The sequence below is a fragment of the Kitasatospora sp. GP82 genome (assembly GCF_029892105.1).
Lineage (GTDB): Bacteria > Actinomycetota > Actinomycetes > Streptomycetales > Streptomycetaceae > Kitasatospora.
Map to the genome: position 1 here is coordinate 1 of NZ_JARZAJ010000004.1, position 25,188 is coordinate 25,188.

General features: G+C 72.0%; 20 protein-coding genes. 9 read left to right on the plus strand and 11 right to left on the minus strand.

What is annotated here, in order from left to right; translation table 11 throughout:
* The 6 genes from P3T39_RS04950 to P3T39_RS04975 form a co-directional block, all read right to left on the minus strand.
* Nucleotides 1–503: adenosylhomocysteinase (locus P3T39_RS04950; protein ID WP_280696100.1), on the minus strand; the 503-nt coding region annotated here is incomplete at its 3' end.
* Between the two features lie 265 nt (nt 504–768).
* On the minus strand, nt 769–1,743 hold the full coding sequence (locus tag P3T39_RS04955; protein ID WP_280696101.1) for a cation diffusion facilitator family transporter: 975 nt from the start codon (nt 1,741–1,743) through the stop codon (nt 769–771).
* A gap of 136 nt (nt 1,744–1,879) precedes the next feature.
* Nucleotides 1,880–3,118, minus strand: coding sequence for an SIS domain-containing protein (locus P3T39_RS04960; RefSeq protein WP_280696102.1), 1,239 nt, complete (start codon nt 3,116–3,118; stop codon nt 1,880–1,882).
* 39 nt (nt 3,119–3,157) lie between these two features.
* Nucleotides 3,158–3,340 (minus strand): Trm112 family protein, encoded by a 183-nt coding sequence (locus P3T39_RS04965; protein WP_280696103.1) that lies wholly within the window; start codon nt 3,338–3,340, stop codon nt 3,158–3,160.
* Nucleotides 3,341–3,508: 168 nt separating this feature from the next.
* On the minus strand, nt 3,509–4,894 hold the full coding sequence (locus tag P3T39_RS04970) for a phosphomannomutase/phosphoglucomutase (RefSeq protein ID WP_280696104.1): 1,386 nt from the start codon (nt 4,892–4,894) through the stop codon (nt 3,509–3,511).
* A 166-nt stretch (nt 4,895–5,060) separates the two neighbouring features.
* Nucleotides 5,061–5,432: a DUF3499 domain-containing protein gene (locus P3T39_RS04975; RefSeq protein WP_280696105.1), complete on the minus strand. Its 372-nt coding sequence runs from the start codon at nt 5,430–5,432 to the stop codon at nt 5,061–5,063.
* 130 nt (nt 5,433–5,562) lie between these two features.
* On the opposite strand from P3T39_RS04975, the gene P3T39_RS04980 reads away from it, so the two are divergent.
* Complete coding sequence (locus P3T39_RS04980; protein ID WP_280696106.1) at nt 5,563–6,021, plus strand: metallopeptidase family protein; 459 nt, start codon at nt 5,563–5,565, stop codon at nt 6,019–6,021.
* Between the two features lie 110 nt (nt 6,022–6,131).
* Here the strand turns inward: P3T39_RS04980 and P3T39_RS04985 are convergent, their stop codons facing one another.
* From P3T39_RS04985 to P3T39_RS04995, 3 genes are all read right to left on the minus strand, one after another.
* The gene (locus tag P3T39_RS04985) at nt 6,132–7,808 is read right to left on the minus strand and encodes a DUF5719 family protein (protein ID WP_280696107.1); all 1,677 of its coding nucleotides are present in this window, start codon (nt 7,806–7,808) and stop codon (nt 6,132–6,134) included.
* Nucleotides 7,809–7,817: 9 nt separating this feature from the next.
* Nucleotides 7,818–11,684: a glycosyltransferase family 2 protein gene (locus P3T39_RS04990; RefSeq protein WP_280696108.1), complete on the minus strand. Its 3,867-nt coding sequence runs from the start codon at nt 11,682–11,684 to the stop codon at nt 7,818–7,820.
* 300 nt (nt 11,685–11,984) lie between these two features.
* Nucleotides 11,985–12,257 (minus strand): WhiB family transcriptional regulator, encoded by a 273-nt coding sequence (locus P3T39_RS04995; RefSeq protein WP_280696109.1) that lies wholly within the window; start codon nt 12,255–12,257, stop codon nt 11,985–11,987.
* A 684-nt stretch (nt 12,258–12,941) separates the two neighbouring features.
* Between P3T39_RS04995 and P3T39_RS05000 the strand changes: the two genes are divergently transcribed.
* The 4 genes from P3T39_RS05000 to P3T39_RS05015 all read left to right on the plus strand — a co-directional run bounded on the left by P3T39_RS05000 (nt 12,942) and on the right by P3T39_RS05015 (nt 16,806).
* Nucleotides 12,942–13,583, plus strand: coding sequence for a cysteine dioxygenase family protein (locus P3T39_RS05000; RefSeq protein ID WP_348534308.1), 642 nt, complete (start codon nt 12,942–12,944; stop codon nt 13,581–13,583).
* Nucleotides 13,584–13,720: 137 nt separating this feature from the next.
* On the plus strand, nt 13,721–14,680 hold the full coding sequence (cofD, locus tag P3T39_RS05005) for a 2-phospho-L-lactate transferase (RefSeq protein WP_280696110.1): 960 nt from the start codon (nt 13,721–13,723) through the stop codon (nt 14,678–14,680).
* The gene (locus tag P3T39_RS05010; RefSeq protein ID WP_280696111.1) at nt 14,680–15,966 is read left to right on the plus strand and encodes a coenzyme F420-0:L-glutamate ligase; all 1,287 of its coding nucleotides are present in this window, start codon (nt 14,680–14,682) and stop codon (nt 15,964–15,966) included. Before cofD ends, P3T39_RS05010 begins: the two co-directional genes overlap by 1 nt.
* Before the next feature lie 42 nt (nt 15,967–16,008).
* The gene (locus tag P3T39_RS05015; protein WP_280696112.1) at nt 16,009–16,806 is read left to right on the plus strand and encodes a hypothetical protein; all 798 of its coding nucleotides are present in this window, start codon (nt 16,009–16,011) and stop codon (nt 16,804–16,806) included.
* Nucleotides 16,807–17,101: 295 nt separating this feature from the next.
* Here P3T39_RS05015 and P3T39_RS05020 read toward each other — a convergent pair whose 3' ends face one another.
* Both P3T39_RS05020 and P3T39_RS05025 read right to left on the minus strand, forming a co-directional pair.
* On the minus strand, nt 17,102–18,010 hold the full coding sequence (locus tag P3T39_RS05020; protein WP_280696113.1) for a DNA-3-methyladenine glycosylase 2 family protein: 909 nt from the start codon (nt 18,008–18,010) through the stop codon (nt 17,102–17,104).
* A gap of 176 nt (nt 18,011–18,186) precedes the next feature.
* Nucleotides 18,187–19,332 (minus strand): N-acetylmuramoyl-L-alanine amidase, encoded by a 1,146-nt coding sequence (locus P3T39_RS05025; RefSeq protein WP_280696114.1) that lies wholly within the window; start codon nt 19,330–19,332, stop codon nt 18,187–18,189.
* 102 nt (nt 19,333–19,434) lie between these two features.
* Here P3T39_RS05025 and P3T39_RS05030 point away from each other — a divergent pair, with 102 nt between their 5' ends.
* The 4 genes from P3T39_RS05030 (at nt 19,435) to P3T39_RS05045 (ending at nt 25,156) form a co-directional block, all read left to right on the plus strand.
* On the plus strand, nt 19,435–20,226 hold the full coding sequence (locus P3T39_RS05030; RefSeq protein WP_280696115.1) for a TIGR03089 family protein: 792 nt from the start codon (nt 19,435–19,437) through the stop codon (nt 20,224–20,226).
* A gap of 37 nt (nt 20,227–20,263) precedes the next feature.
* Nucleotides 20,264–21,589: an LCP family protein gene (locus tag P3T39_RS05035; protein ID WP_280696116.1), complete on the plus strand. Its 1,326-nt coding sequence runs from the start codon at nt 20,264–20,266 to the stop codon at nt 21,587–21,589.
* Between the two features lie 139 nt (nt 21,590–21,728).
* Nucleotides 21,729–23,369 carry an LCP family protein gene (locus P3T39_RS05040; RefSeq protein ID WP_280696117.1) on the plus strand — a complete coding sequence of 547 codons (1,641 nt, stop codon included), beginning with the start codon at nt 21,729–21,731 and terminating at the stop codon, nt 23,367–23,369.
* A 140-nt stretch (nt 23,370–23,509) separates the two neighbouring features.
* On the plus strand, nt 23,510–25,156 hold the full coding sequence (locus tag P3T39_RS05045; RefSeq protein ID WP_280696118.1) for an LCP family protein: 1,647 nt from the start codon (nt 23,510–23,512) through the stop codon (nt 25,154–25,156).
* The last annotated feature ends 32 nt before the right edge of the window (nt 25,157–25,188 follow it).

The window sequence follows — 25,188 nt, forward strand, 5'->3', positions numbered from 1 at the left end:
GTCGACGGATCCGGCGCCTCCCCGGCCTTCTCGAACTCCACACCCTTGTGGATCAGGAGCGTGGCGTCACCGCCGTCGTCCAGGATCATGTTCGGGGTCTGACCGTCCGGCCAGGTCAGCGCCTGCTCGGTGCACCACCAGTACTCCTCCAGCGTCTCGCCCTTCCAGGCGAACACCGGCACACCCCGCGGGTCCTCGGGCGTACCCTCCGCGCCGACCGCGATCGCGGCGGCCGCGTGGTCCTGGGTGGAGAAGATGTTGCACGAGCACCAGCGCACCTCGGCACCCAGCGCCGTCAGCGTCTCGATCAGCACCGCCGTCTGCACCGTCATGTGCAGCGAACCCGTGATCCGCGCACCCGCCAACGGCTGCGACGCCGCGTACTCCTTGCGAATCGACATCAGACCGGGCATCTCGTGCTCGGCCAGCTGGATCTCCTTACGCCCGAAAGGCGCCAGGGAGAGATCGGCAACCTTGAAGTCACCGGTGATGTTCGACGACATGCGTCTCGCTCCTCGCTGCGTGGGATTGCGCGTAGACGGAGGTCTCGCGCACAGGTCAGGCTTTCGGGTGTGCTCGGCGGCAGAGTGCCCGACGGCTCGGCGCTCTGCTGCAGCACAATCCGTCGGAGGACCTCTCTCCCTCGACCGGTACGCGCGGTGCGAAGACCGCGCCCCCGAATCGACCGCCATCAGCAGCGACGTTTGGCTCTGGGGACGAATCTACACCGACGGCCCGTCCGGGAGGGATCGGTAAGGACGGATTCGGTCAGTGCTCACCGGGCCCGGGACCACCGGGTGTGGCCTCGGGGTCGGGGCCCGCGGCGGCCTTCTCCGCGCTGTAGATGTCCGGTTCCAGGTAGATCGCACGGGCGATCGGGACGGCCCGGCGGACCCGGGCCTCGGCGGCGTCGATGGCCTCGGCGACCTGGGAGGCGCTGTCCTGGGCGTTGACCCCGATCTTCGCCGCGACCAGCAGTTCCTCCGGGCCCAGGTGCAGGGTGCGCATGTGGATCACCCCGGTGACGGAGTCGTGGTCCACCAGCGCGTCGTGGATCCGTCCGACCACCGCCCTGTCGGCCGACTCGCCGATCAGCAGCGACTTGGTCTCCAGGGCCAGGACGATCGCGATGACCACCAGCAGCAGGCCGATGCACAGGGTGCCGACACCGTCCCAGATCCCGTCTCCGGTGACGACGGTCAGGCCGACGCCGAGCAGGGCGAGCACCAGGCCGATCAGCGCGCCGGTGTCCTCCAGCAGCACCACGGGCAGCTCGGGAGCCTTGGCACGGCGGATGTACTGGGGCCAGCTCTGCGTCCCCTTGGTCGAGGAAGCCTCCCGATAGGCCGTCAGGAAGGACCAGCCCTCCATCAGGATCGCGAACACCAGGACACCGACGGCCCAGGGCCAGCCCTCCAGCTCGTGCGGCTCCTTGATCTTCTCGTAGCCCTCGTAGCAGGCGAAGAGACCACCGACGCTGAACAGCACGATGGCGACCAGGAAGCCGTAGATGTACCGCTCGCGGCCGTAGCCGAAGGGGTGCTCCCGGTCCGCCGCACGGGCGGCCCGCTTGCCGCCGATCAGCAGCAGCACCTGGTTGCCCGAGTCGGCCACCGAGTGGACTCCCTCGGCGAGCATCGACGAGGAGCCGGTGAAGGCGAAGACGGTGAACTTGCCCACCGCGATCGCCAGGTTCGCGGACAGTGCCGCGACCAGTGCCTTGGTACCGCCTTCGGTGCTCATGCTCGGCTCAGGTTCTCCCTCCGACCGGGCCGCTGCCCCGGCCAACGCTCGGTCCGACGACCGCACACAGTATCCCGAGGCGGCGTCAGGAGCCGGGGCCGACCGCGATGAGAACACTCCACAGGCCGAACGGCGCTCAGCCGGAGGACGAGGCCAGACCCAGGTAGACGGCGGCGAAATCGGTCACCGCGATCAGCTCGCAGAGTGCCTGGAGCGGGTCCTGCCGGCTGCTGGTCTGCTCGGTGAGCCGTACCTCGTGCGCCTCGGCAAGGCGGTGGGCACGGGAGACGCTGTGGCCGCCCGGCGACACCTCGGCGCCCTGCTCGCCCTCGCCGGCCGAGTCCGACGGGGCCTGACGCAGCAGCAGCACCTGGAGCTGGAGCGGGTCGGGCTCCTCGACCCGGTCGCGGAAGAAGTCGTCCGGATCGGCGGCGGCGGAGGCCAGCTGGCCCACGAACATCCCACGGTGGGCCGTGATCACCCCGGGCAGCAGGCCGGTGAGCGCGGGGCGCCCGGCCCACTCGGCCAGCATCGCGGCGAAGCGTTCGGCGGCAGCACCGGCCACCGGCCCCTCGGCCCAGAGCAGCGGGACGGTACCGGCGATCCGGACCGCCAGCTCCTTGGCCGGGTTGAGGTAGAAAGCGGCGTCCGGGCGGCAGCGGACGGCGACCTCGTCCAGCCGATCGGCGGTGGCCTCCAGCGAGCCCGGGGACAGCTGGGTGGCCCCGACCTTCTCGGTGAGGGCGAGCAGCGGCGCGAGGAAGGCCCAGAACGCGCCCGGGTCCTCGGCGGGGAGATCGGGCTCCTGGCGCTCGTCCGCCCAGCGGCGCTCCTCCTCCGCCACGGCGGGCGACGCGGCCGGGACGAACGGCAGCGGCAGGCCACGCACCTGGAGGGCGGCCTCGGCCAGCAGGCTCTGGGCCGGGGCGAGCACGACGATGGCGCAGCCGCGCGCGTACGCCTGCTCGGCGATGCTGATCAGACCCTGCTCACTGCCCTCGGCGGAGGCGATGACCACCAGGTCGAACGGGCCCGCCCAGCCCGGCAGCTGCCAGACCAGACCGGCCGTGAAGGCCGCAGGTCCGAAATCGCCCCGCTCGACCGGTGCCGCGTCGGACGGTGCCAGCGGGAGGACCTGGCAGCCGGTGACGGCCAGTGCGGCCAGTGCCGCCCCTGCGGCCAGTGCACTGCCGTGGCCTGCCACCAGCACGGTGCGCGGGCGTCCGTCGGGCCGCAGCTCGGCGAGACCGGCCGCGTCGGCCAGTCGCAGCGCGGTGCGGATCCGGGCGCCCGCTCCGGCCAGGGCCAGCAGGGCGTGGTCGCGGTCGGCGCGCTGGAGGGCGGCCGGGTCGTCGAGCAGGCTGTCGTCGAACATGCGGCTGGCCTCCCAGTGGGCCTCACATCGGGCGGGGTGTCAGGAGGGGTGGCGGGCCTCGTCCACCAGCAGGACCGGGATGCCCTCGCGGACCGGGTAGACCAGACCGCAGCTCTCACCGGTGCAGCGCAGCTCGTGCTCGTCGTCCTGACCGGACTCGACGAGCGCGGAGTGGCACTCGGGGCAGACCAGGATCTCCAGCAGGAAGGACGGCAGGCTCATGGTCGTTCGGCTCCACGTTCGTCGGAAAGCGCAGTTCTCGGGAAACCCGGTCGTGCGGGGTCGGTACGGCAGACTGCCCCGGCCGGTAGCAACACTACCGGCCGGGGCACCCGCGAGGTCATGGCCTCGCGTCTGATCGGACCCGCACGCTCGGACGCGGGCCCTCGCTCAGGCGCGGGCGATGGCGAGCACGGCGTCGCGGACCTCGGCCATCTTCGCCGGGTCCTTCGCCTCGACGTTCAGGCGCAGCAGGGGCTCGGTGTTGGAGGGGCGGAGGTTGAACCACCAGTCGGCGCCGGCGATGGTCAGCCCGTCGAGCTCGTCCACGCTCACACCCTCCAGGTTCGCGAACGCGGCGCGGACGGCCTCGGTACGGCCCGCCTGGTCGCCCACGGTGGAGTTGATCTCTCCGGAGGCCGCGTACCGGTCGTACTCGGCCGTCAGCTCGGAGAGGGTGTCCTTCTGCCCGCCGAGGGCGGCCAGGACGTGCAGGGCGGCGAGCATGCCGGTGTCCGCCCGCCAGAAGTCCCGGAAGTAGTAGTGCGCGGAGTGCTCGCCACCGAAGACCGCGTCGGTGACGGCCATCTCCTGCTTGATGAAGGAGTGGCCGACCCGGGTGCGGACCGGGTTGCCGCCGAGGGTGTGCACGACGTCGGGCACGGTCCAGGAGGTGATCAGGTTGTGGATGACGGTGGGCCGCTCCTCGCCCGCCGCCCTGGCGCGGGCGATCTCCCGGGCGGCGACCAGCGCGGTGATCGCGGACGGGGAGACCGGCTCGCCGCGCTCGTCGACCACGAAGCAGCGGTCGGCGTCACCGTCGAAGGCCAGGCCCAGGTCGGCACCGACCTCGACCACCTTGGCCTGGAGGTCCACCAGGTTCTTGGGGTCGAGCGGGTTCGCCTCGTGGTTGGGGAAGGTGCCGTCGAGCTCGAAGTAGAGCGGGACCAGGTCGATCGGCAGGCCCGAGAACACGGTCGGGACGGTGTGCCCGCCCATACCGTTGCCCGCGTCCACGACCACCTTGAGCGGCCTGATCGTGGCCAGGTCGACCAGCGACAGCAGGTGGTCGGCGTACCCCCGCAGGGTGTCCTGGGCGGACAGCCCACCCGGCGTCACCTCGCGCGGCGGGATGGCGACGGAGCCGTCCTCCTCCGACCAGGACTCGACCAGCTCGCGGATCTCGGCCAGGCCGGTGTCCTGCCCCACCGGGGCGGCACCCGCCCGGCAGAGCTTGATCCCGTTGTACTGCGCCGGGTTGTGCGAGGCGGTGAACATCGCCCCGGGCAGGTCCATCGAGCCCGACGCGTAGTAGAGCTGGTCCGTCGAGCAGAGCCCGATCTCGACCACGTCCGCCCCGTACGCGGCGGCGCCCTCGGCGAAGGCCCGCGTCAGCGAGGGCGAGGACGGCCGCATGTCGTGCCCCACCACCACCGCCGACGCACCGGTCACCTGCACGAACGCCGCACCGAACGCCCGCGACAGGGACTCGTCCCACTGGTCCGGCACCACACCCCGGACGTCGTACGCCTTCACCAGCTGCTTCAGGTCACGCACAACCGCTCCACCAAGATGTTGGGTACTTCGACGTACGGCAGCGTACCGGGCCGGGGAGGGGTGAAAGTGAACTCCGCCGGACGGGCATCGGTCGCCCGCGCCGGATCGTCCGTCAGATGTCCGTCGGCTGCCCGCCAGTTGCCCGTCAGTTGTCCGGGGAACCCCGTCAGCTGTCCGGGGAACGCAGCACCCGGAGGTGGCCTCGGCGGCCGATCTCGGTCGGGTCACCTTCGGGGCCACGGCCTTGACGGGGCGTGCGCTCCTGCGGCCTGGCGGCCTCGCGGACGGCGTTGGCGAGGGCTTCGAGGTCGTCGCTGGTACGGCGGAGCGGACCGGCGTCGGCCGCGAGGCGGACAACCTCCCAGCCGCGCGGGGCGGTGAGGCGCTCGGCGTGCTCGGCGCACAGGTCGTAGCAGTGCGGCTCGGCGTAGGTGGCCAGCGGGCCGAGGACGGCAGTGGAGTCCGCATAGACGTACGTCAGCGTCGCGACGGCCGGACGGCCGCACGCGGTCCGCGAACAACGACGTACAGAGCTCACGAGGGTGGACGGTACAGCACTCCTGACCGGGCCGCGAAGACCCTCCCCCTGCCGAGGGTCTCGTGTCGCCGACGCAAGGCCGTCGAGATGGTCCACTTCCGGGCGCGAGAGGACTACGCTCAGTATTGATATGGACAGCTCCGCACACCGTTCATCGGCAGAGCCGACAGGCCCGTCCCGGCGCTCAGGGCATCGTGACCGGCACGGACGCGGCCTGCGCGGGCCGCTGGCACCGCCTCAGGTGCCGATCTCGCTCACCCGCTCCGAGTTGTTCGACGACTATGTGCGCGAGTCGGTGGAACGGCTGGAGCGGCGCTGGCCCCAGCTGGTGGACGTGGAGTTCGCCGTCCAGGAGGTGCCGCTGCCCGAGCCGGGCGTGCCCGACCCCGACAGTGTGCCGCTCGGGCGGCTGATCACGGCGAAGCAGGGCCGCAAGAGCCGGATCGTGATCTACCGCCGCCCGGTGGAGATCCGCGCCAAGACCCGCGACGAACGGGCGGCTCTGGTGCACGAGATCCTCATCGAACAGGTGGCCGATCTGCTCGGACTCTCACCCGACGCGATCGACCCCCGCTACGACGAGGACTAGTGCCTGACCTTCTGGGGCGAGGGCGAGCCATCTTTTAGGGGCAAGGGGTAACCCCCACAGGGGCGCGGGGCTGTGCCTGAGAGGTTGAGCCCGAAGGGCTGGTTCGGCTGTCAGGGGTGGATCAGGACGGCCGGGTCCTGGTCGGCGTGCGGCACCTGGACGGTGCTGTGGTCATCGCTGAGCGCCTGGATGGTGAACATCGGGATGTCCTTGGTGTTCACCGCGAGCATCCGGGCAGCCACCACCGGGCCGCCCGAGACGGTCTCCACGGTAAGTCCGAAGACACCGTTCAGGCCGCCCGGCTCCGGCGCCGGGAGGCCGACCGTCGCTCCGGCCGCGATCTGGACCTCCTTGGTCACCGGTGTGCCACCGGCGCTACCGGCCGAGGACGTCAGCCGTACGGTGGCCGCATCGCCGGTCGAGGTGAGGTAGACGGTGGACGCACCGGCCCGGTTGTCGGCGATGCTCGCCCGTTTGCCGACGGGGTTGCTGCCGCTGATCCAGGCGTAGTCCGACTTGCCGTTCTGGGTGCGGTCGATCCGCAGCGCGGCCACCACCGGGGTCGGATGCGCGGGGTCGCTCGGGGACAGCCGCAGCGCGCCGACCTCGCCCCGGGTGATCTGGTTCAGATCGGCGATGTTGACCATGCCCGCCTTGATGTGGATGGTCTCGTGTCCGGCCGGGGTGAACCAGCCGTTCTTGCCGGAGATCTGGATCTTGAGGTCCGCGTCGTCGTCCCCGGGGGCCACGACCACCAGGTGCGCCGAGGGGGCATCGGCGGGCAGGCCAGGCAGCACCTGGGTGGCGGCCGGGTCGGCGGATGCCGGTACGTAGTCGGCGCCCTTGGCCTCGTCGATGGTGTGCAGGGCGGCGGCCACCCGGCCGCTGCGGGCGACCACCTGGACGGCGAGGTCCTTGACCTGGTCCTTGACGAGTGAGGCGACCCGCAACGACTGCGTGCTGTTGGCCGCGACGGTGAGCCCGGTCGCGGCGTCCACCTCGATCGGGCCCTTGTCGCCGTAGAACTTCAGGTCCACCACGGCCGGGGTCGAGTCGGCGTTGACCAGGTTCACGTAGTCGGTCCGGGAGCTCAGCGTGCTGGCCCCGGCGAACCAGAAGCCGGTGCCCGCCGGGGCGCAGCCGATGCCCGACAGGCCCGCGGTGCGGGAGTCGGTGACGGTGGTGGTCTGACTGACCGTGAAGCCGGGCGCGTACGCGCCGCCGGCCACGGCCGTGGTGCCGGGCGGGGTGTCACCGGTGGCCGCATTGCCGGTCACCGGGACACCGACCTTGCCCAGCGAGAGCCGGGCACCGCCGGGTGCGCCCGAGGCGGCGGCGGACGGGCTCGCCGAGGGGTCGCCCGACGGCGCGGCGGACGGCGTACCCGACTGGCTGCCGACGTCCGTGACCGTGGCGGAGCCACCGCTCGCGGAGCCCGCCGAGCCGCCCGCCGGGGTGAACATGGTCAGGTCGGTGCTGCCGGTGACGCCCTGGAAGGGCTGCGGGCAGACCAAGGAGGTGCGCTCGACCTGCGCGGTGGTCGAGCTGCCCCCGCCACCGGTGGCGGCCGGGGCGAGCGGCGGGCGCAGCTCGGCGATCCCGAAGGCGGCGGCGAGCACGGCCGCCGCCGCCAGCAGGGAGATGCCGGTGCGCGGGCCGCCCCCGGAGGACGGCCTGCCGGTGGCGGGCTGCTCCACCGCCGGCTCTGCCCCGGACGGGCCGGGCTTGGCGGACTTGCCGAAGGACGGCTTCTTCAGGCCGGGGGCCTTGAGGCTGGGCTTCTTCATGAGCGCGGGTCAGCTCCCCGTTCCGTTGTGGTGCGGGTGACCACCGGTGCCGTAAGGGTTGTTGGGGTCGAACTCGGCCTGGGGGTCGTAGTAGGTCTCGGGCTGCTGTTGTCCCGGCACCCAGGGCTGCTGCTGTTCGGCCTCCGGGTAGCCCTGGTACTGCTCGTAGCCGTACTGCTGGGCGTAGGGGTCCGAGTACTGCGGCTGGACACCGGTGCCCTGGTCGGCGTACGGCTGCTGGCCGTACTGCACCCCGGCGGGCTGGCCGTACTGGTCCCAGGTGTACGGGTCGGCCTGGCTGTACGGGTCGGCCTGCTGGTACTGGTCCTGGGCGTACTGCTCCGGCGTGTACCGGCCCTGGTGCGGGTCGGCGGGGGCTGCGGGCTCGGCCTCGCCGTGGGGCTGGTCCGGGACGGACCCCGCGTACACCCCGGCCTCCGGCTCGGTGCCCTCGCCCTCGCCGCGTTCGGCGAGGCGGCGGGCGCGGCGGCTGCCCGGGAGGGGAGCCTGGGCCTGCGTGGCGGCGGCCAGCGCCTGGGCGGCGACCACCTCGTCGGGCAGGTCGTCGTCGTTGTGGTTGCGGCGCCCCGGCAGGGCGAGCACCAGGACGGTGGTGCCGAGCAGCAGCTGCAGCCAGATCCAGCCGTCGTGCAGCAGGCCGCTGTCGCGGGTGACCTCGAGGCGGCCGCCCTGGGCCGGGAGCTTGAAGCCCTGCGCCCAGTCGTCCACGGTGACGCGTTCGAGGGCGGTGCCGTCGAGGGTCGCCTGCCAGTTGGGGTCGGCGCTCTCGGCGAGGCGCAGCACCCGGCCGTCCGGGCCGGCCTGGATGGTGGTGTCGATGTCGTGGGCCCCGGAGGGGACGGAGACGGGTGCGCCCTTGGGTCTGATGATCACGGCCCTGGTGGTCGGGGCGCCGGTGACCTGCCAGAGGGCGACGCCGTTGTCCTCGCTGAGCTTGACCAGGCCGGGGGTGCTGTCGAGGACGTCCCTGGCCTTGTCGGTCAGCGGGTCCTTGGTCTCGACGTACCCGATCGCGTACCCGCCGAGGGCCTTGGCCTGCTCGCCGCCGGATCCGGCGAGGAGCTGGCCGACCAGCTTGGTCAGGTCGTCCTTGGCGGTGTCGCCGGTGTCCACCGTGCCCTCGGCCTGACCGAGGGTCAGCCCGGCGCCGCGGACCAGCGTGTAGCGGATGGCGGTGCCGTCCGGCGCGCCGTTGAGGACCAGGGTGCGGGGGCGGTCGGTGGTGGCGGCCTCCTCCGCGATGAAGGCGGGGACCTGGGTGGCGTCACCACGGCGCAGGGGCCAGTCGGCGCCGACCGTGCACCACCACAGGGCGGTGCCCAGCGGGGCGAGCACGGCGGCGGCCAGGACCAGTGCGGCGACCGGCTGGCGCCAGCCGAAGGCGATGCCGGAGACACGGGCGTTGGCGCCGTCGGCGCCGATCGCGGCGGCGGCCAGCAGGGCGACGCCGGTGAGCAGGGTGGCGGACCCGGCCCAGGCCGCGGTGGCGGTGCCCCCGGAGGCGGGGGTGACGGCGGTGGCCGCGACCACGACGCTGAAGAGCAGTCCGGCCCCGGCCGCGCCCCAGGCCGCGAGGACGGCCCGGCGGCGGTCCGCGCGCAGCAGGGCAGCGAGGGCCGCGAGGACGACACCGGCGGAGAGCCAGACCGGCGGGACCCCGTTGCCGCCGGGGTTGACCAGGATCAGGCCGAGCGGGGTCGCGGCGCGCCCGTTGAAGCCGGGCAGGCCGGCCTCCAGCAGCAGTCGGGAGGGGTGCGTCAGCACCTGGACCGACCAGGGTGCGAGCACCAGCACGGGCACTCCGAGGACGACCAGTACCCGCAGCCCCAGCAGGCGCAGCGCCGACAGACCCGAGCCGAAGGCACCGCCGCGCAGTACGGCGTGCAGCAGTGCGGCGAGGCTGAGCGGGACGGCGATGGCCCAGGTGAGCGGGACGAAGGCGGTGCTGATGGTGAGCATCAGCACCGTCGTCCAGGCACTGCGCCACCCGGGGCGGCCGCCGCGCGCGGCGGTCTCGGTACGGATGCCGAGTCCGGCGGTGACGGCGGCGGCACGGGCCAGCGGCGGAAGCAGGATGGCGAGGACGGCGGTGCCGATCCGGCCCTGGGCGAGGGCGCCGGTGGCGGCGGGCAGCAGCGCATAGCTGGCGCTGGCCCAGGCGCGCACCATCTTGGACTCGATCAGCGGGCGGGAGACCAGGTAGGCGCTGACGGCGGCGAGCGGGATGGAGAGCACCACGAGCAGGGTGATCGCCAGGTTCGCGTGGTCGAAGAGCAGCCAGGAGAGCACCGAGAGCACGGCGAGGTACGGCGGTGCGGTGGCGGTGGAGCCCGTCCCGACGGGGTGCCAGGAGTCGGCGTACATGTTCCACAGCCCTGACGCCCCGTCCGCTGCGGGCAGCAGGGCGCCGCCGAGCAGGCTGCCGCTGCCGAGCAGATTGCGGCAGGCGATCAGGGCGAAGACCAGCAGGGCGGTGAAGAGCAGCGGCGCGGGGCGCCTGGCCAGCTTCTTGAGCAGGGCGAACTGCTCGACCACCAGGTCGTCGGTGTCGTCGTCGCCCGGCCCCGACTCGACGGAGCCGTGCCGGCCTGCGCCGGAGTCGTCGCTTCCGCCGATACCGAGGGAGCTGATGGCCTGTTCGACGGCGAGGCGGGCGGTCGCGCCGGGGGCCGGGAAGAGGGTGCGGTCGTCGAGGGCGTCTCCGGCCCTGGTCCGTTTGCGCTGTTTGCGGGCGGTCATCACCCGTGGCAGCCGCACCAGTTCGTGGCCTAGGCCGGCGAGTTCGTCGAACGCCTGGCGGGGGTCCTTGCCGACCAGGTTGGCGAGCACCCGCAGCAGGGTGGCGACCACCAGCCGGAGCAGGACGTACGGGAGCAGTACGCCCTTGGAGTTGGCGAGCAGGGTGTAGACGGCGCCGGCCTTGTCGACCCGGTGCGGGTGGGCCGGGCCGCAGTCGATGGCGCGGCGTTCGCGGCTGGCGGCCTCGGCGTGCCGCAGGATGGCGTCGGGGGCGACCACCACGCGGTGTCCTGCGGCGTTGACCCGCCAGCAGAAGTCGGTGTCGTCGCGCATCAGCGGCAGGGCCTTGTCGAAGCCGCCGAGCTCCTCGAAGACGTCGCGGCGGACCAGCATGCCCGCGGTGGAGACGGCGAGCACCGGACGGACCTGGTCGTGCTGGCCCTGGTCCTGCTCACGCCGGTCGAGTCCGGTCCAGCGGCGCCCGGAGCGGGCGATGCTGACGCCGACCTCCAGCAGCTGCCTGCGGTCGTACCAGCTGCGCAGCTTGGGTCCGACGACGGCGGCGGTGGGGGTGGAGTCCGCGACCTGGAGCAGGCGGCGCAGGGCGTCGGTCTGCGGTTCGCAGTCGTCGTGCAGCAGCCAGAGCCACTCGATCGGGCGAGTCTCGCGCGGCCCGCCCCGGCCCAGGTCGTCCTCGGTGCCGAGCGGGTCGCCGAAGTCGTCCCAGCCACCGGTGACCGGGTCGTAGCCGGACGGGTCGAGGCTGTAGGGGAGGTCCTCCGGCCTCAGGGGCGCACTGCCTGCGACGGCCTGGCCGACGGCGGTGCCGAAACCCGCGCGCCGGCCGAGGACCAGCGGGCCGCTCTCGGGCAGCCAGTCGGCGAGGGTGTCCTGCAGCAGCTGTGGCGAGGAGTCGGTCGAGCCGGTGTCGACGGCGAGGATGCGCTGCACCTGGCGGTCCTGGCCGAGCAGGCCGGCCAGCGCCTGCGGGAGCCAGCGGGCCCCGTCGTGCGAGACGATCACGGCGGTGACCAGGTGGCGCGGGTACGCGGGCGGCCTGGCGGCGGAGAAGCCGCTCTGGTGGCTGTAGACGGTCATCGAGTGCGCGGGCCCCAAGTTTTCAGTGGACGCAGTCAGTGGACGCAGCCAGTGGACGGCAGGTGGTGTGCGATGCCGTCCGGTGGCGTGGAGACGGAGAGCGGGCGGCGGCGCGCAGGCCGAATGCGAGACATCCGGATGGCGCACCACACTAACGGCTCCCGATGCCCGGGTTGCTCCCGGAGTGCGTGGAGAAGGTGGTCCGGGAATGCGAAAGCGCCCCACCGTCCCGGTGAGGCGCTGGCACAGCTGCTGCGGTGGACCCGGCTGGTTCAGAGGGTCGCGGCGATGGTGATGGGGCCGTGGTGTGCGGTGCGGTCAGACCGCGCTCTTCTTGAGCCGACGGCGCTCACGCTCGGAGAGGCCACCCCAGATTCCGAAACGCTCGTCATTTGCGAGGGCGTATTCGAGGCACTCGGAACGGACCTCGCAGGCGAGGCAGACCTTCTTGGCCTCGCGGGTGGAGCCGCCCTTCTCCGGAAAGAAGGACTCCGGATCGGTCTGGGCGCACAACGCGCGCTCCTGCCAGCCGAGTTCCTCTTCGTCCTCTTCGATGCCCGCACCGATCAACAGCTCAAAGAGCTCGCTCATTTGGCGCGCCTCCTCTGCCCCTTTTGGCGTCCCCGTGGTGTTGCCGTTGCCTGGAGCGGCGGAACGACACGAGTGAAATTACATGTGCGTCACTCTGGCCCAGTCAAGCCGAGCTCTGGTATTGGGCCAAGGATTCACTCCCCGGAACCAAGGCACTACGACAAGTGTACATATCCGGACATTCAGGACCTATCGTGCCGATCCCCGCCAAACGCCCGGAACCGCCCGCCCGCTGACTTGCAGTCAACACGGATCACGTCGAACCTGACCACCCCCTGAACGGGGGGACGTCCGGGGCATGGGCTCCGGTTGCCGGGTCATTCGGCTGCCTTCCCGGCGATCTTCGCATTGAAACCGAGAGGGTGATTTATCACCCCATCCGGTGGTTCGTAGATGATCTGTCCTAAATGTCGGTCGGCTCGGGTTGACACTGCCGCCCCTCCTGCGGTCTCCTTGCTCCCATGTCAGAGTTCGCCACCCACCGGAGCACCCGCCAGGCGTCGCTTCGTCGTGCCGTGAACTCGCTCTGTTGTCGCCTCTGTTCCTGCTGTATCTAGGCGCACGCGTCCCACCGCGCGCCGCCCAGCACGAGCATCGAGGCCGACCGCGCGACGACAGTCCCCCTGAATCTCCGCGGATCCGGCTGATCCCCAGACCATCGACCAGCCGCCCGAGGAACCCACCGTGCGAATGCCGCGCATCCGCAAGCGCAACCGAGACCGCAGCAAGCTCGCCCGCCGCCACCCCGTCCGGATCGCCCAGCCCCGCCGCCCGGACACCCCCCGTCAGCACGAGGCGCACAGCACCTCCTGGGCCGACGGCCTGAGCGACGTCTCCATCGCGGGCGACCCGCTCGCCTTTCCGCACCTCGCCCGCACCGACCTGCCGCGGCACCCCACCACGGTGGCCGGGTACGCGCAGCTCGTCCGCGAGATCGCCGCCGACCGCGACCGCTGGGCGCCGCTGGTCCGGTACGACGCCCTCACCCGCTGGTACGCCCGGCTGGAGACCGGACCCGGGTACGAGGTCTGGCTGCTCAGCTGGCTGCCGGGACAGGGCAGCGGCTTCCACGACCACGGCCAGTCCTCCGGCGTGATGACGGTCGTTCAGGGCGAACTCGTCGAGCGCTCCCTCACCCACGCGGGCGAGGGAGCTCGCAGCCTCCGCCCCGGCGGGCAGCGGGTCTTCTCCTCCGGCTATCTGCACGAGGTCGTCAACGCCTCGCTGGAACCGGCCGTCAGCATCCACCTCTACTCGCCGGGCCTGGTCGAGATGAACCAGTACGCCGAAACCCCCGCCCCGGAGAAGCAGCCCGAGACCAGGTAGGCCCGGCTGCTGAGCCCAGAGGCGCTCTTTCAGGGGCGCGAGCGGTCTTCAGGGCCGCGGGACTCTGTGGCGATTGCATGGTCGCCGCCAGAGGCAGAGATGCGGTGGTGCGTCAGGGGGCCTGGCAGGATGGGGCCATGCGCATCGTGGCACTGGCAGGCGGGATCGGTGGGGCGCGCTTTCTGCGCGGGCTGAAGGCGGCCGTCGCCCCCGGGGACGAGATCACCGTCATCGGCAACACCGGCGACGACATCCACCTCTACGGTCTGAAGGTCTGCCCCGACCTCGACACCGTGATGTACACCCTCGGCGGTGGCATTCACGAGGAACAGGGCTGGGGCCGGACCGACGAGACCTGGTCGATCAAGGCCGAGATGAAGGAGTACGGCATCGGGCCCGAGTGGTTCGGCCTCGGCGACCGGGACTTCGCGACCCACCTGGTGCGCAGTCAGATGCTCACCGCCGGCTACACCCTGAGCCAGGTCACCGAGGCACTGTGCGTCCGCTGGAAGCCCGGCGTACGGCTGCTGCCGATGAGTGACGACCGGGTCGAGACGCATGTGCGGATCACCGACGAGGCGGGAACCCGGGCGATCCACTTCCAGGAGTACTGGGTCAGGCTGCACGCCGCCGTGGATGCCGAGGCGATCGTCCCGGTCGGTGCCGACACCGCCAAGCCCGCGCCCGGTGTGCTCGACGCCATCGCGGCGGCGGACGTGATCCTCTTCCCGCCGTCCAACCCGGTGGTCAGCATCGGCACCATCCTCGCCGTCCCCGGCATCCGGGCGGCCGTCGCCTCGGCCGCCGCACCGGTGGTCGGCCTCTCCCCGATCATCGGCGGCGCCCCGGTGCGCGGCATGGCCGACAAGGTGCTCACGGCCGTCGGCGTGGAGACCACTGCGGAGGCGGTGGCCCGGCACTACGGCTCCGACCTGATCGACGGCTGGCTGGTGGACAGCGCGGACGCCGCGGCCGTCGAGGCCGTGGAGGCGGCCGGGATCACCTGCCGGGCAATCCCGCTGCTGATGACCGATGTCGAGGCGACGGCCGCGATGGCCCGCGCCGCGCTGGAGCTGGCCGAGCAGGTCCGCAGGTGATGCGGCTGCTGCCCGTGGCAGGCGTGCCCGAGATCGAGGCCGGTGCGGACCTGGCCGAACTGATCGCCAAGGCCGGGGAGTTCGAGGACGGCGACATCCTGCTGGTCACCTCCAAGGTGGTCAGCAAGGCCGAGGGCCGGATCCTGCGGGCCACCGACCGGGAGGCGGCGATCGACGCGGAGACCGTCCGGCTGGTCGCCCGGCGCGGTCCCGTCCGGATCGTGGAGAACCGCAACGGCCTGGTGATGGCCGCCGCCGGGGTGGACGCCTCCAACACCGCGCCAGGCACCGTCCTGCTGCTGCCCGAGGACCCGGATGCCTCCGCCCGCCAACTGCGCGCCCGAATCCAGAAGTTGACCGGCCGCCGGCTCGCAGTGGTGATCACCGACACCTTCGGCCGCCCCTGGCGCACCGGACTCACCGACGTCGCCATCGGCGCCGCCGGACTGCCCGTCCTGGACGACCACCGGGGCCGCACCGACAGCCACGGCAACGAGCTGGCGATGACCGTCACCGCCACCGCCGACGAACTCGCCGCCGCCGCCGACCTGGTGAAGGGCAAGGCCACCGGCACCCCGGTCGCCGTGGTCCGGGGTCTGGGCCATCTGGTCACCGCCGAGGATGGCGAGGGCGCCCGGCCCCTCATCCGCGCGGCCGCCGACGACATGTTCCGGCTCGGCACCTCGGAGGCAGTCCGCGAGGCCGTGACGCTCCGGCGGACCATCCGCTCGTTCACCGCGGAGCCGGTCGACCCCCAAGCGGTGCGCCGCGCGGTGGCCGCCGCCGTCACCGCACCCGCACCGCACCACACCACGCCCTGGCGCTTCGTCCTGCTGGAGACGCCCGGGGCTCGGGAGCGGCTGCTGGACTCGATGCTCGCCGCCTGGCAGCACGACCTGCGCGAACTCGACGGCTGGGACGAGGAGAAGATCGCCCGCCGGACCGCCAGGGGCGATGTGCTGCGCGCCGCGCCGTACCTGGTCGTCCCCTGTCTGGTGATGGACGGCTCGCACGACTACCCGGACGAGCGCAGGTCCACCGCCGAGCGCGAGATGTTCACCGTCGCGATCGGTGCCGCCGTGCAGAATCTGCTGGTCACCCTGGCCGGGGAGGGATACGGCTCGGCCTGGGTCTCGTCCACCATGTTCTGCCGCGACACCGTCCGCGCCGCCCTCGACCTGCCGCCCGGCTGGGATCCGATGGGAGCCGTCGCCGTCGGCCGCCCCGCCGAGGCACCGAGGGAGCGACCGGCCCGTACGGCGGACGGTTTTGTCACCGTTCGGTGATAACGGCCGGTCCTCGGACAGCCGCTGACTAGCGTGCCTGTCATGGCGCTACCGACCGAAGCACACCAGCTGACCAGTACCTTTCTCGACACGATCGACGCGGCCGCGCCCGGTCTGGTCGAAGGGCTCCATCTGCACGGCTCGCTCGGATTCGGCGAGTTCTTCCCCGGCCGCAGCGACGTGGACTTCGTGGCCGTCCTCTCACGGCGGCCCGACCGGACCGCGGTGGCGGCGCTCGCCGCCGCCCACCAGGAGGCGAGCCGCCGACACCCCAGGCCGCCCTTCGACGGTATCCACCTGCTCGCAGCGGATCTCAGTCGGCCACCGGCGGTGTGTCCGGACCTGCCCTGCGTACTGGAGGGGGTCTTCGCCGAGACCGGACGGTCCGGCGTCAACCCGGTCACCTGGCACGAACTCGCCCGGCACTCGGTCCCCGTACGCGGCAGCCGGCTCACCGAGGCGCAGCTGTGGACCGACGACGCCACCCTGCGCGCATACACGTACGAGAACCTGACCAGCTACTGGGCAGGGGTCGCCGATGTCCTCGGCCGAAGCCCCGAGCACGCGGCGACGCCGGGCGCGGCCGAGTGGTGCGTGCTCGGCGTCAGCCGCTTGCACCACCTGCTGACCACCGGCACCCTCACCTCCAAGAGCGGCGGCGGGCGGCACGCGCTCACCGTCTTCGGCCCCCGGTGGCACCCGATCGTCACCGAGGCCCTCCGCAGCCGCGAGAACCCCGGCACCCCCTCCCCCTACGACGAGGACCCGGCCCGCCGAGGCCGGGACACCACGGCGTTCACCACCATGGCCATCGAAGCCGCGCTCGCTCTCGGCGCCTAGGGTCACGGGGCTCTGCGCAGTGCCCTTCGGGGCGCGGACGGTGGTTTTGGCGGCGCGGGGCTCTGCTTGATCAACTTCGTGCGCGAATCGGAAGGTACCGGCGCCGCACTGTCCTCCGGTGGGTAAGGTGCACCGCCTCACCGGAAGGTCGCGAGGTGCAAGTGGTCCACCGGGCCCGGCTGAACGCGGTCACCTTCCGATTTCGCGCAGTTCCCCGCGCCCCCAAAGCCAGCGCCCAGCCGCGCCGTTCCTCACGCCCCGCAAGGGTCGCGCAGTTCCCCGCGTCGTTGAGGGGTCAGCGGCGGCGGTGGTCGTTGGGGGTCAGGCGGGGGCCGTAGCGCGGGGCGTGGGTGCCGGTCAGGAGGATCAGGCGGCAGAGGCGGTAGCGCTGGCCGGTGTACGGGGCGAGGAGGTCGAGCATCTGCTCGTCGGTGCTGCGAGGACGTCCGGCGAGGGCCCAGCCGACCAGGTTGGGGAGGTGGTAGTCGCCGACCGAGACGGCATCGGCGTCGCCGTTGCTGCGCTGGAGGGTTTCGGCGGCCGTCCACAGACCGATGCCGGGTACGGCGGTGAGCCTGGCCAGCGCGTCGGCGTGGCCGAGGGCGGACGCCTCCTCCAGACGGGGCGCCAGCCGGACGGCCCGCGTGATCGTCGCCGACCGCTTGGGATCCACCCCGGCGCGGTGCCACTCCCAGCTCGGGATCAGCGCCCATGCCCGGGCCGAGGGTGCCACCCGCATCCCCTCCTCGGGCCCCGGCGCGGGCGTGCCGAAGTCGCGCAGCAGTATGCGCCACGCCCGGTACGCCTCGTCGGTGGTGACCTTCTGCTCAAGGATCGCCGGCACCAGGGACTCCAGCACCAGCCCGGTCCGGCCGAGCCGCACCCCGGCGTGGGTTCGCTGCGCCTCGCGCAGCGAACCCGGTGGCAGGACCAGCGCGCCGGGGTCGTCCTCGGCGCCGAGCAGGGCGGGCAAGCGCTCCAGCAGCCAGTCGGCCCCCGGCCCCCACGCCTGCGCCGTCACCTCGCCCGCGCGGGCGATGATCCTTATCGTGCCGGGGCCGTCCGGGGTGCGGGAGGCGCGCCAGATCGCACCGTCGCCGGTCGTCCGGTACGAGGGGTCGGCCGGTCCCCGGCGCAGCGGGAGCAGAGTGCGCGCGGCATCGAGCGGGTAGCCGGGACGCCAGCGCCGTTCCGTTCCCGGCATGCCCGCTCACCGCCTCGTGTCCGACTGGCCCTGGTCTGCGGGGGCTCCCGGCATGGGCATATGAACGATACGCGCGAAGTCGAGTAGCTCTGCCGACGGCTGTCGGGCGCCTGGAACCGGTGCCCTCCGCTTCGGAACCGGGATCGACCGGCGGGGGGAGCGGGGCGGACGGCCGCTCAGCGGCCCTGGAGGCCGGCCGCCGTGGAGCGGACGCCGGGGAGGTGGCCGTAGAGGACGTCGCCGGGGCACTCGGTCGCGAAGGCGTCGCGGTGGCCCGAGATCGTGTTGAAGGTGACGGTCCGCCCCTTGGGGTAGCGGCTGGAGTCCGAGGCCGAGACGAGGGTGGTGGTGCCTTTGGCGTCGACCCCGGTCAGGCCGAGCTTCCAGGCGGCGATCTTGGAGATGCCGTCCAGCTGGGCCTGCGGCACGGCGGCCGAGCCGTAGCTGCCGAGCGCGGCGACCCCGGAGCTGTTGCTGTTGAAGCCGAGGGTGTGCGCGCCGAGGACCGGCTGGTCGACTCCGCCGGCCCGGCCCTCGTAGATGGTGCCGCACTTGTCCACGAGGAAGTTGTAGCCGATGTCGCGCCAGCCGTTGCTCTTCACGTGGTACTGGTAGATCGCCCGGATCACCTTGGCGGAGTCGGCGCAGCTGTAGTCGTTGCTGGTGTCGGTGTGGTGGACGAAGACCGCCCGGACGGCACCCGTGTACTGGAAGTCGGGATCGCGCAGCGACTCGTCGGCGCCCCAGCCGGAGCGGGTGACGATCCCGGGGCGGGGCGCGGCGTGCCCGGCCCCGGACTCGGCACGCTCGCCGGGTCGGCCAGGACCGGCGCCCGAGGCTGTTCCGGGGTCGACGAGTTCGGCGCGCAGCCCGGCGGGCAGTGGGCGGTCGGGCGCGGTGGCGCGGACGGCGATGCCGTCGCTGGGGCCGACCCAGAGCGGTACGGTGGCGCCCCGGCTGGAGCGCTCGGCGGGGTCGGGCCCGTCCTCGGCATCGGCGGAGAGCCGGTACCAGTCGCTCCACTCGCCGGTGACGGCGCTTCGGGTACGGACCTCGACACTACCCGCAAGGGTGACCCGGGGGTCGTCCCAGCTGACGCCGACCAGGGCGAAGGCGGCGGTGGCGCGGGCACGGATCTCCCGGCTCTCGCCGGGTCCGCCCGGGGCTTCGCGCCGGAGTGCCGACCCTGGCTGAGGTGGCGCCAGTGGCAGGGTGGTGACGCTCCCCAGGGCCCCGCCCGCCACCACCGGGCCTGCGGCGGCGGGCGGGGCGAACAGGGCGACAGCGGTCGCGCCGATGGCAGCGAGGAGAGAGATACGCATAAAGGGGATATTGGGGGCAAATCGGCTCTGACGCCACGCCACTGGGCGAGGTGCCGCCTCCCTCTCGGGGGCATCTCCGAAGGTCGTAGGCTGGACGGCACCATGACTGCGCCTTTCGCTGCCGACGCCCGCACCCCCGCCGAGCTGCTGCACGCTTACCTGCGCGCCGGGGCCCCCGATGCGGATTCCTCTCGCCCTCTGGTCACCTTCTACGACGATGCCACCGGCGAGAGAGTCGAACTCTCCGCCAAGACCTTTGACAACTGGGTAGCCAAGACGGCCAACCTGCTTCAGGACGAACTCAACGCCGGCCCCGGCGACCGGGCCGCACTGCTGCTGCCCGCGCACTGGCAGACCGCCGTCTGGCTACTGGCCTGCTGGTCGGTCGGCGTGACGGCGGTGCCCGGCGGCGACCCGGCCGCCGCCGACCTGGTGATCAGCGGCCCGGACGGTCTGGAGGCCGCCCACGCGTGCACCGGTGAGCGGGTCGCCCTCGCACTGCGCCCGCTGGGCGGTCGCTTCCCGCAGCGCCCGGACGGCTTCCTCGACTACGCCGCCGAGGTACCGGGCCAGGGCGACCGCTTCGCCCCGTACTCCCCCGTCGATCCTCAGAGCCCGGCCCTGGAGACCGCCGTGGACGGCCTGCCGCTCAAGCTGACCGGCGAGCAGACCGTCCAGCTCGCCCGCGAGGGCGCGCTGCGGCTCGGCCTCGGCCCCGGCAGCCGGGTGCTCAGCACCCTCTCGTACGAGGACTGGGCCGGCCTGGAGGCCGGGCTGCTGGCCCCGCTGGCGGTCGGCGCCTCGGTGGTGCTCTGCCGGAACTCCGGTGATCTGACGGCCGACCAGTGGGACAAGCGGATCGAATCCGAACGGGTGACTCTGCGTCTGGGCTGACCCGACGCACCCGGCCGCAGGGGTAGGCATCCCCACCATGGCCGAGGATGACCACAGGGACGACTCCGGTAAGCGCCCCCTGACCTCCAAGGGCGGGGGGCGCCGCCGATTTCTGCTGATCACGGCGGGCTCCCTGGCCTTTCTGCTGCTCGCCGGGGGCACGCTGGCCTGGCTGGCGTACCGCAGGCTGGACGGCAACATCGGGACCGACACCGTCACCGGCCGACGACTGCAGAACGACGAATCGAGCCGGCCGAGCCGGGACGCCGGAGCGGGGCAGTCCCTGAACATCCTGCTGATCGGCAGCGACTCCCGGGCCGGCGCCAACGCCGCGTACGGGTCCGACGGCTCGTACGACGGCGGGCAGCGCTCGGACACCACGATCCTGCTGCACCTCTCGGGCGATCGGCGGCACGCCACCGCGGTGAGCATCCCGCGCGACGTGATGGTGACGGTGCCGCCCTGCGAGCTGTCGGACGGCACCCGCACGGCCACCAGGTTCATTCAGTTCAACTGGGCCTTCGAGCTGGGCGGCCCGGCCTGCACCATCCGGGCCGTGGAGAAGTTCAGCGGGATCCGGATCGACCACCACCTGATCCTGGACTTCACCGGCTTCAAGAAGATGGTGGACGCCGTCGACGGCGTGGACGTCTGCGTACCGAAGCCGATCCACGACCGCGACGCGAACCTGGATCTGCCCGCCGGGCGGCAGACCCTGCACGGCGAGCAGGCGCTCGGGTACGTCCGCGCCCGCGAGACGCTGGGCAACGGCAGCGACACCGATCGGATGGGGCGTCAGCAGCAGTTCCTGGCCTCGCTGATGCGCAAGGTGCAGTCGCAGGGAGTACTGCTGAACCCGGTCAAACTGTGGCCGCTGCTGGACGCCGCGACCTCCTCGATCACCGCCGACGCGGAGCTGAGCCGGCTGAGCGCGCTCTACGACCTGACCCAGGACCTGCGCGAGATCCCGCCCGAGGACCTGGCCTTCCTCACCACCCCGCGCCGCCCCTACCCCGGGAACGGGGACCGGGACCAGTTCGTCCAGCCGCAGGCCGACCAGCTGTTCGCGGCACTGCGAGCGGACCGGCCGGTGGAGGTGCAGCCGTACGCACCGACACCGACCGCCACCGCGAGCCATGGCGCAAATCCTGACCCGAGCCTGAGCCCGAGCGCCGGTTCGCGCGGCGCAGGTAGCGCGGGCGGCGCGGAAGCGGCCGTGAGCAGCGCCCCGGCAGCGGGTAGTACGGCCTTCGCGCTCCCCGGCACCCCCGGCACGCCGTCAGCCTCGGGCAGCACCGTCCCCGAAACGGGTCCGACGCTGGAGGGCAGCACCGCGGACCGGGACGCCTGCGCCATGCACTGACAGGTCATCGGCGTCTCCCGCCGCCGGGAGAAGGCTCGGAAGACCTCGGGAGTTCTGTCCGGCTTTGGACGGTATCCGTCCTGTACTCCCGTCTGCGCCAAGGGCGTTCGGCTGCCGGGGCTCGTCTAGGGTGTCCGGGGTGAACAGCGGACACCGGTACAGCAACAGCGCCTCGAAGGGGCCGCGGCGCGAGGTCGACCCGGCGGGCCAGTGGGTACGCGACCCGGCCACCGGGGAGTTCCGGCTGGACCCGGAACGGCGCACGGCCGCCGTACCGCGCCCCCGGACCGGGGAGTCCGCCGATCCCCCGAGCGGTACACCGAACGACGCGGCTCCCGGCGGCCGGGCCGCCCGGCGCCGCTCCCACGGCAGCCGTTGGGTGCTCAAGTGGACCGCGGGCGCGGGCACCTTAGCCCTGGTGGTCGGTTGCGGCGGCGCGTTCTACGCGTACCGGTACTTCAACCGGAACATCTCCGCCGTCGACGTGAACCTCGGCAATGAGGCCGACCGGCCAGCGGCGGTCACGGATGCGCTCAACATCCTGGTCATCGGCACCGACAGCAGGGAGGGCCTCGGTCGTGAGTACGGCGACGAGGGCAGCGCCGGGCACGCCGACACCACCCTGCTGTTCCACGTCGCCAAGGACCGCAGCAACGCGACGGTGATCAGCATCCCGCGCGACCTGATGGTGCAGATCCCCGACTGCCAGACCGGCACCACGAAGATCCCGGGCGAGAGCCGCACTATGTTCAACGCCAGCCTGGGCCAGGCAGGTCGTGACCCCGGCTGCACCTGGAAGACCGTCGAGAAGCTGACGAACATCCGGGTCGACCACTTCATGATGGTCAACTTCGAAGCGGTGAAGACCCTTTCGACCGCCGTGGACGGCGTCGAGGTCTGCGCGGCGAAGGACATCGACGATCCCGGCTCGCATCTGAAGATGTCCAAGGGCCGGCACACCGTGCAGGGCGAGGAGGCGTTGGCCTTCGTCCGCACCCGGCACTCGGTGGGCCTGGGCGGCGACCTGACCCGGATTCCGCTCCAGCAGCAGTTCATCGGCTCGATGATCCGCAGGATGAAGAGCAGCGACACCCTGACCAGCCCCACCAAGCTCTGGCGGCTCGCGGACGCCGCCACCAGGGCCCTCACCGTGGACTCGCAGATCAAGGGCATCGACAAGCTCAAGAACCTGGCCCTGGATCTGAGCCGGGTGGACACCAGGAACATCACCTTCACCACGGTTCCGGTGGCCGACGACCCGAGGAACGACGGGCGCCTGATCCTCACGCCCGACGCGGCCCGGCTCTTCGCGCTGATCGCGGCCGACCGCTCGCTGACCGCCACCACGGCACCGTCCACCGGCCCCTCGGCCGGTGCCGCCGCGTCCGGTGTGCCGAGTGCACCCCCGGTCGATCCGGCACAGGTCAAGGTCACCGTACGGAACGGCACCGGGCAGCCGGGCCGGGCCGGGAAGGCCGCAACCTCCCTCCAGGGCAAGGGCTTCACCAATGCCGCCGCCGGACGGGACGCCGAGACCGCGGCGACCAGTACGGTCTCCTACCCGCCCGGGCGGGCCGACCAGGCCGCCGCACTGGCGACGGCGCTCGGACTCCCTGCGGGCGCGGCACGGGAGAACTCCCGGTACGGGGCGAGGGATCCGCTGGTGGCGGTGCTCGGCAAGGACTACACGGGGGTCGGCGGTCCGGCTCCGGTGCCCACGGAGGTGCCGAAGGATCTGCAGCGGGTACAGGCGGACGACACCGAGGTGTGCGCCAAGTGAGGAGGCGCTCTACCCGCGGTCAAACCTAGATAGTAGTGAAGTTCTGATTATGTAACAAAATTCATTCCTGCTCGTGATGTCCGGTAGGTTCCCGGGAGGTGGCCGACGGGGGCCCGATCACGAGAGGCGGCTGACCAGCCATGACGAACGTCGAGCCGATATCCGGCGAACCGGCGGCCGACCACGGCATGCCCGAACTGGGCGGGCGGACCGCCGCTCGACAGGCGGCTCGGCGGGGCGGCGGGGGCAAGCGCGGCCGCCGCTGGATCAAGATCACCTCTATCACCCTCGGGCTGACCCTGGTGGCCGGCTGCGGCGCGGCGTACCTCTACTACCAGCACCTGAACGACAACATCCTGTCCGGCAGCAAGAACCTCAGCGACGCCAAGGGCGCCAGGACCGCGCCCAACGCCGCAGGGCAGACCCCCCTGAACATCCTGCTGATAGGCACCGACACCCGCGGTTCCGCCGCCGATGTCGCCCTCGGCGGCTCCGCGGGCGACGCTGGACGGGCCGGACTCGCGGACGTCCAGATGCTGCTGCACATCTCGGCCGACCGCTCCAACGCGTCGATGATCAGCATTCCCCGCGACACCCTGGTGGACATCCCGACCTGCCACAGCGAGGACGGCAAGACCACCTACCCCGCCCGTAAGCACGCAATGATCAACGAGGCACTGCCGAACGGCGGCCCCGGCTGCGTGGTCGGTACCTGGATCAAGCTGACCGGCCTGGAGATCGACCACTACATGATGGTCGACTTCGCCGGCGTGGTGAGCATGGCCGACGCGGTCGGCGGGGTCCCGGTCTGCGTCAACATGAACCTGTACGACCGGTACCAGCCCGGTATCGGCGGCACCGGCCTCAAGCTGCCCAAGGGCACCACGTACATCAAGGGTGAGCAGGCCCTCCAGTGGCTGCGGACGCGCGATGCCTGGGGCGACGACATCGGCCGCACCAAGGCGCAGCACCTCTATCTCAGCGCGATGGTCCGCCAGTTGAAGAAGAACGGCTCGCTCGCCGACCCGGGCCAGCTGATGTCGCTGGCCGAGGCCGCCACCAAGTCGATCGCCGTGGACAAGCCGATCGCCGACATCAAGAAGCTCTACGACCTGGGCAACGACCTGCGCTCCGTGCCCACCGAGCGCACCACCAGCCTGACCGTCCCGGTGGACGCCGCGAAGAGCGACCCGGACCGGCTGGAGCTCGTCCAGCCGGACACCAACCAGATCTGGAAGATGCTGCTGGCCGACACCCCGATCGACGGCAAGTCGGTCAAGGGCGGCGGCGCATCGGGCGGCGCATCGCCCGATGCTTCGGCAAGCCCGTCGCCGAGCGGCACCGTTGCCGCCGCTCCGGCCAGGGAGGTTGCCAAGGGGAATGTCTCGATCACCGTCCAGAACGCCTCCGGTGCCACCGCCCGGGCCACCGAGATCAAGGACGCCCTGATCGAGGCGGGCTTCACCAAGGCCACGGCGATCGGCGGCGGCGGTTCCCAGGAGAGCACCGTACTCACGTACGGCAGCGGCCAGAGCTCCCAGGCCCAGGCGATAGCCAACGCGCTGAACCTTCCCAGCAGCGCGCTCAAGGAGTCCGGCAGCGAGAAGACGCTCAGTCTGGTGATCGGCACCGACTGGACCAGCGGTGCCGGCTACCCGGACTCGGGTGGCACCTCTGCCGGCGGCTCGGCCCCGACCAAGCTGCCGAAGTCGGTCGAGTCCACCAGCGCGGACGACGACAAGACCTGTATGACCGTCAACCCGCAGGGCCACATCTACACCTACTGAGCGCCGAGCGGGGCGACCGATCAGCCGTACGC

Excerpts from the sequence above, each read along its gene's own strand:
- P3T39_RS04955 (WP_280696101.1), bottom strand. The coding sequence starts at position 1,743 with ATGAGCACCGAAGGCGGTACCAAGGCACTGGTCGCGGCACTGTCCGCG.
- P3T39_RS04960 (WP_280696102.1), bottom strand. The coding sequence starts at position 3,118 with ATGTTCGACGACAGCCTGCTCGACGACCCGGCCGCCCTCCAGCGCGCC.
- P3T39_RS04965 (WP_280696103.1), bottom strand. The coding sequence starts at position 3,340 with ATGAGCCTGCCGTCCTTCCTGCTGGAGATCCTGGTCTGCCCCGAGTGC.
- P3T39_RS04980 (WP_280696106.1), top strand. The coding sequence starts at position 5,563 with ATGGACAGCTCCGCACACCGTTCATCGGCAGAGCCGACAGGCCCGTCC.
- P3T39_RS04985 (WP_280696107.1), bottom strand. The coding sequence starts at position 7,808 with ATGAAGAAGCCCAGCCTCAAGGCCCCCGGCCTGAAGAAGCCGTCCTTC.
- P3T39_RS04995 (WP_280696109.1), bottom strand. The coding sequence starts at position 12,257 with ATGAGCGAGCTCTTTGAGCTGTTGATCGGTGCGGGCATCGAAGAGGAC.
- cofD (WP_280696110.1), top strand. The coding sequence starts at position 13,721 with ATGCGCATCGTGGCACTGGCAGGCGGGATCGGTGGGGCGCGCTTTCTG.
- P3T39_RS05010 (WP_280696111.1), top strand. The coding sequence starts at position 14,680 with ATGCGGCTGCTGCCCGTGGCAGGCGTGCCCGAGATCGAGGCCGGTGCG.
- P3T39_RS05015 (WP_280696112.1), top strand. The coding sequence starts at position 16,009 with ATGGCGCTACCGACCGAAGCACACCAGCTGACCAGTACCTTTCTCGAC.
- P3T39_RS05020 (WP_280696113.1), bottom strand. The coding sequence starts at position 18,010 with ATGCCGGGAACGGAACGGCGCTGGCGTCCCGGCTACCCGCTCGATGCC.
- P3T39_RS05025 (WP_280696114.1), bottom strand. The coding sequence starts at position 19,332 with ATGCGTATCTCTCTCCTCGCTGCCATCGGCGCGACCGCTGTCGCCCTG.
- P3T39_RS05030 (WP_280696115.1), top strand. The coding sequence starts at position 19,435 with ATGACTGCGCCTTTCGCTGCCGACGCCCGCACCCCCGCCGAGCTGCTG.
- P3T39_RS05035 (WP_280696116.1), top strand. The coding sequence starts at position 20,264 with ATGGCCGAGGATGACCACAGGGACGACTCCGGTAAGCGCCCCCTGACC.
- P3T39_RS05045 (WP_280696118.1), top strand. The coding sequence starts at position 23,510 with ATGACGAACGTCGAGCCGATATCCGGCGAACCGGCGGCCGACCACGGC.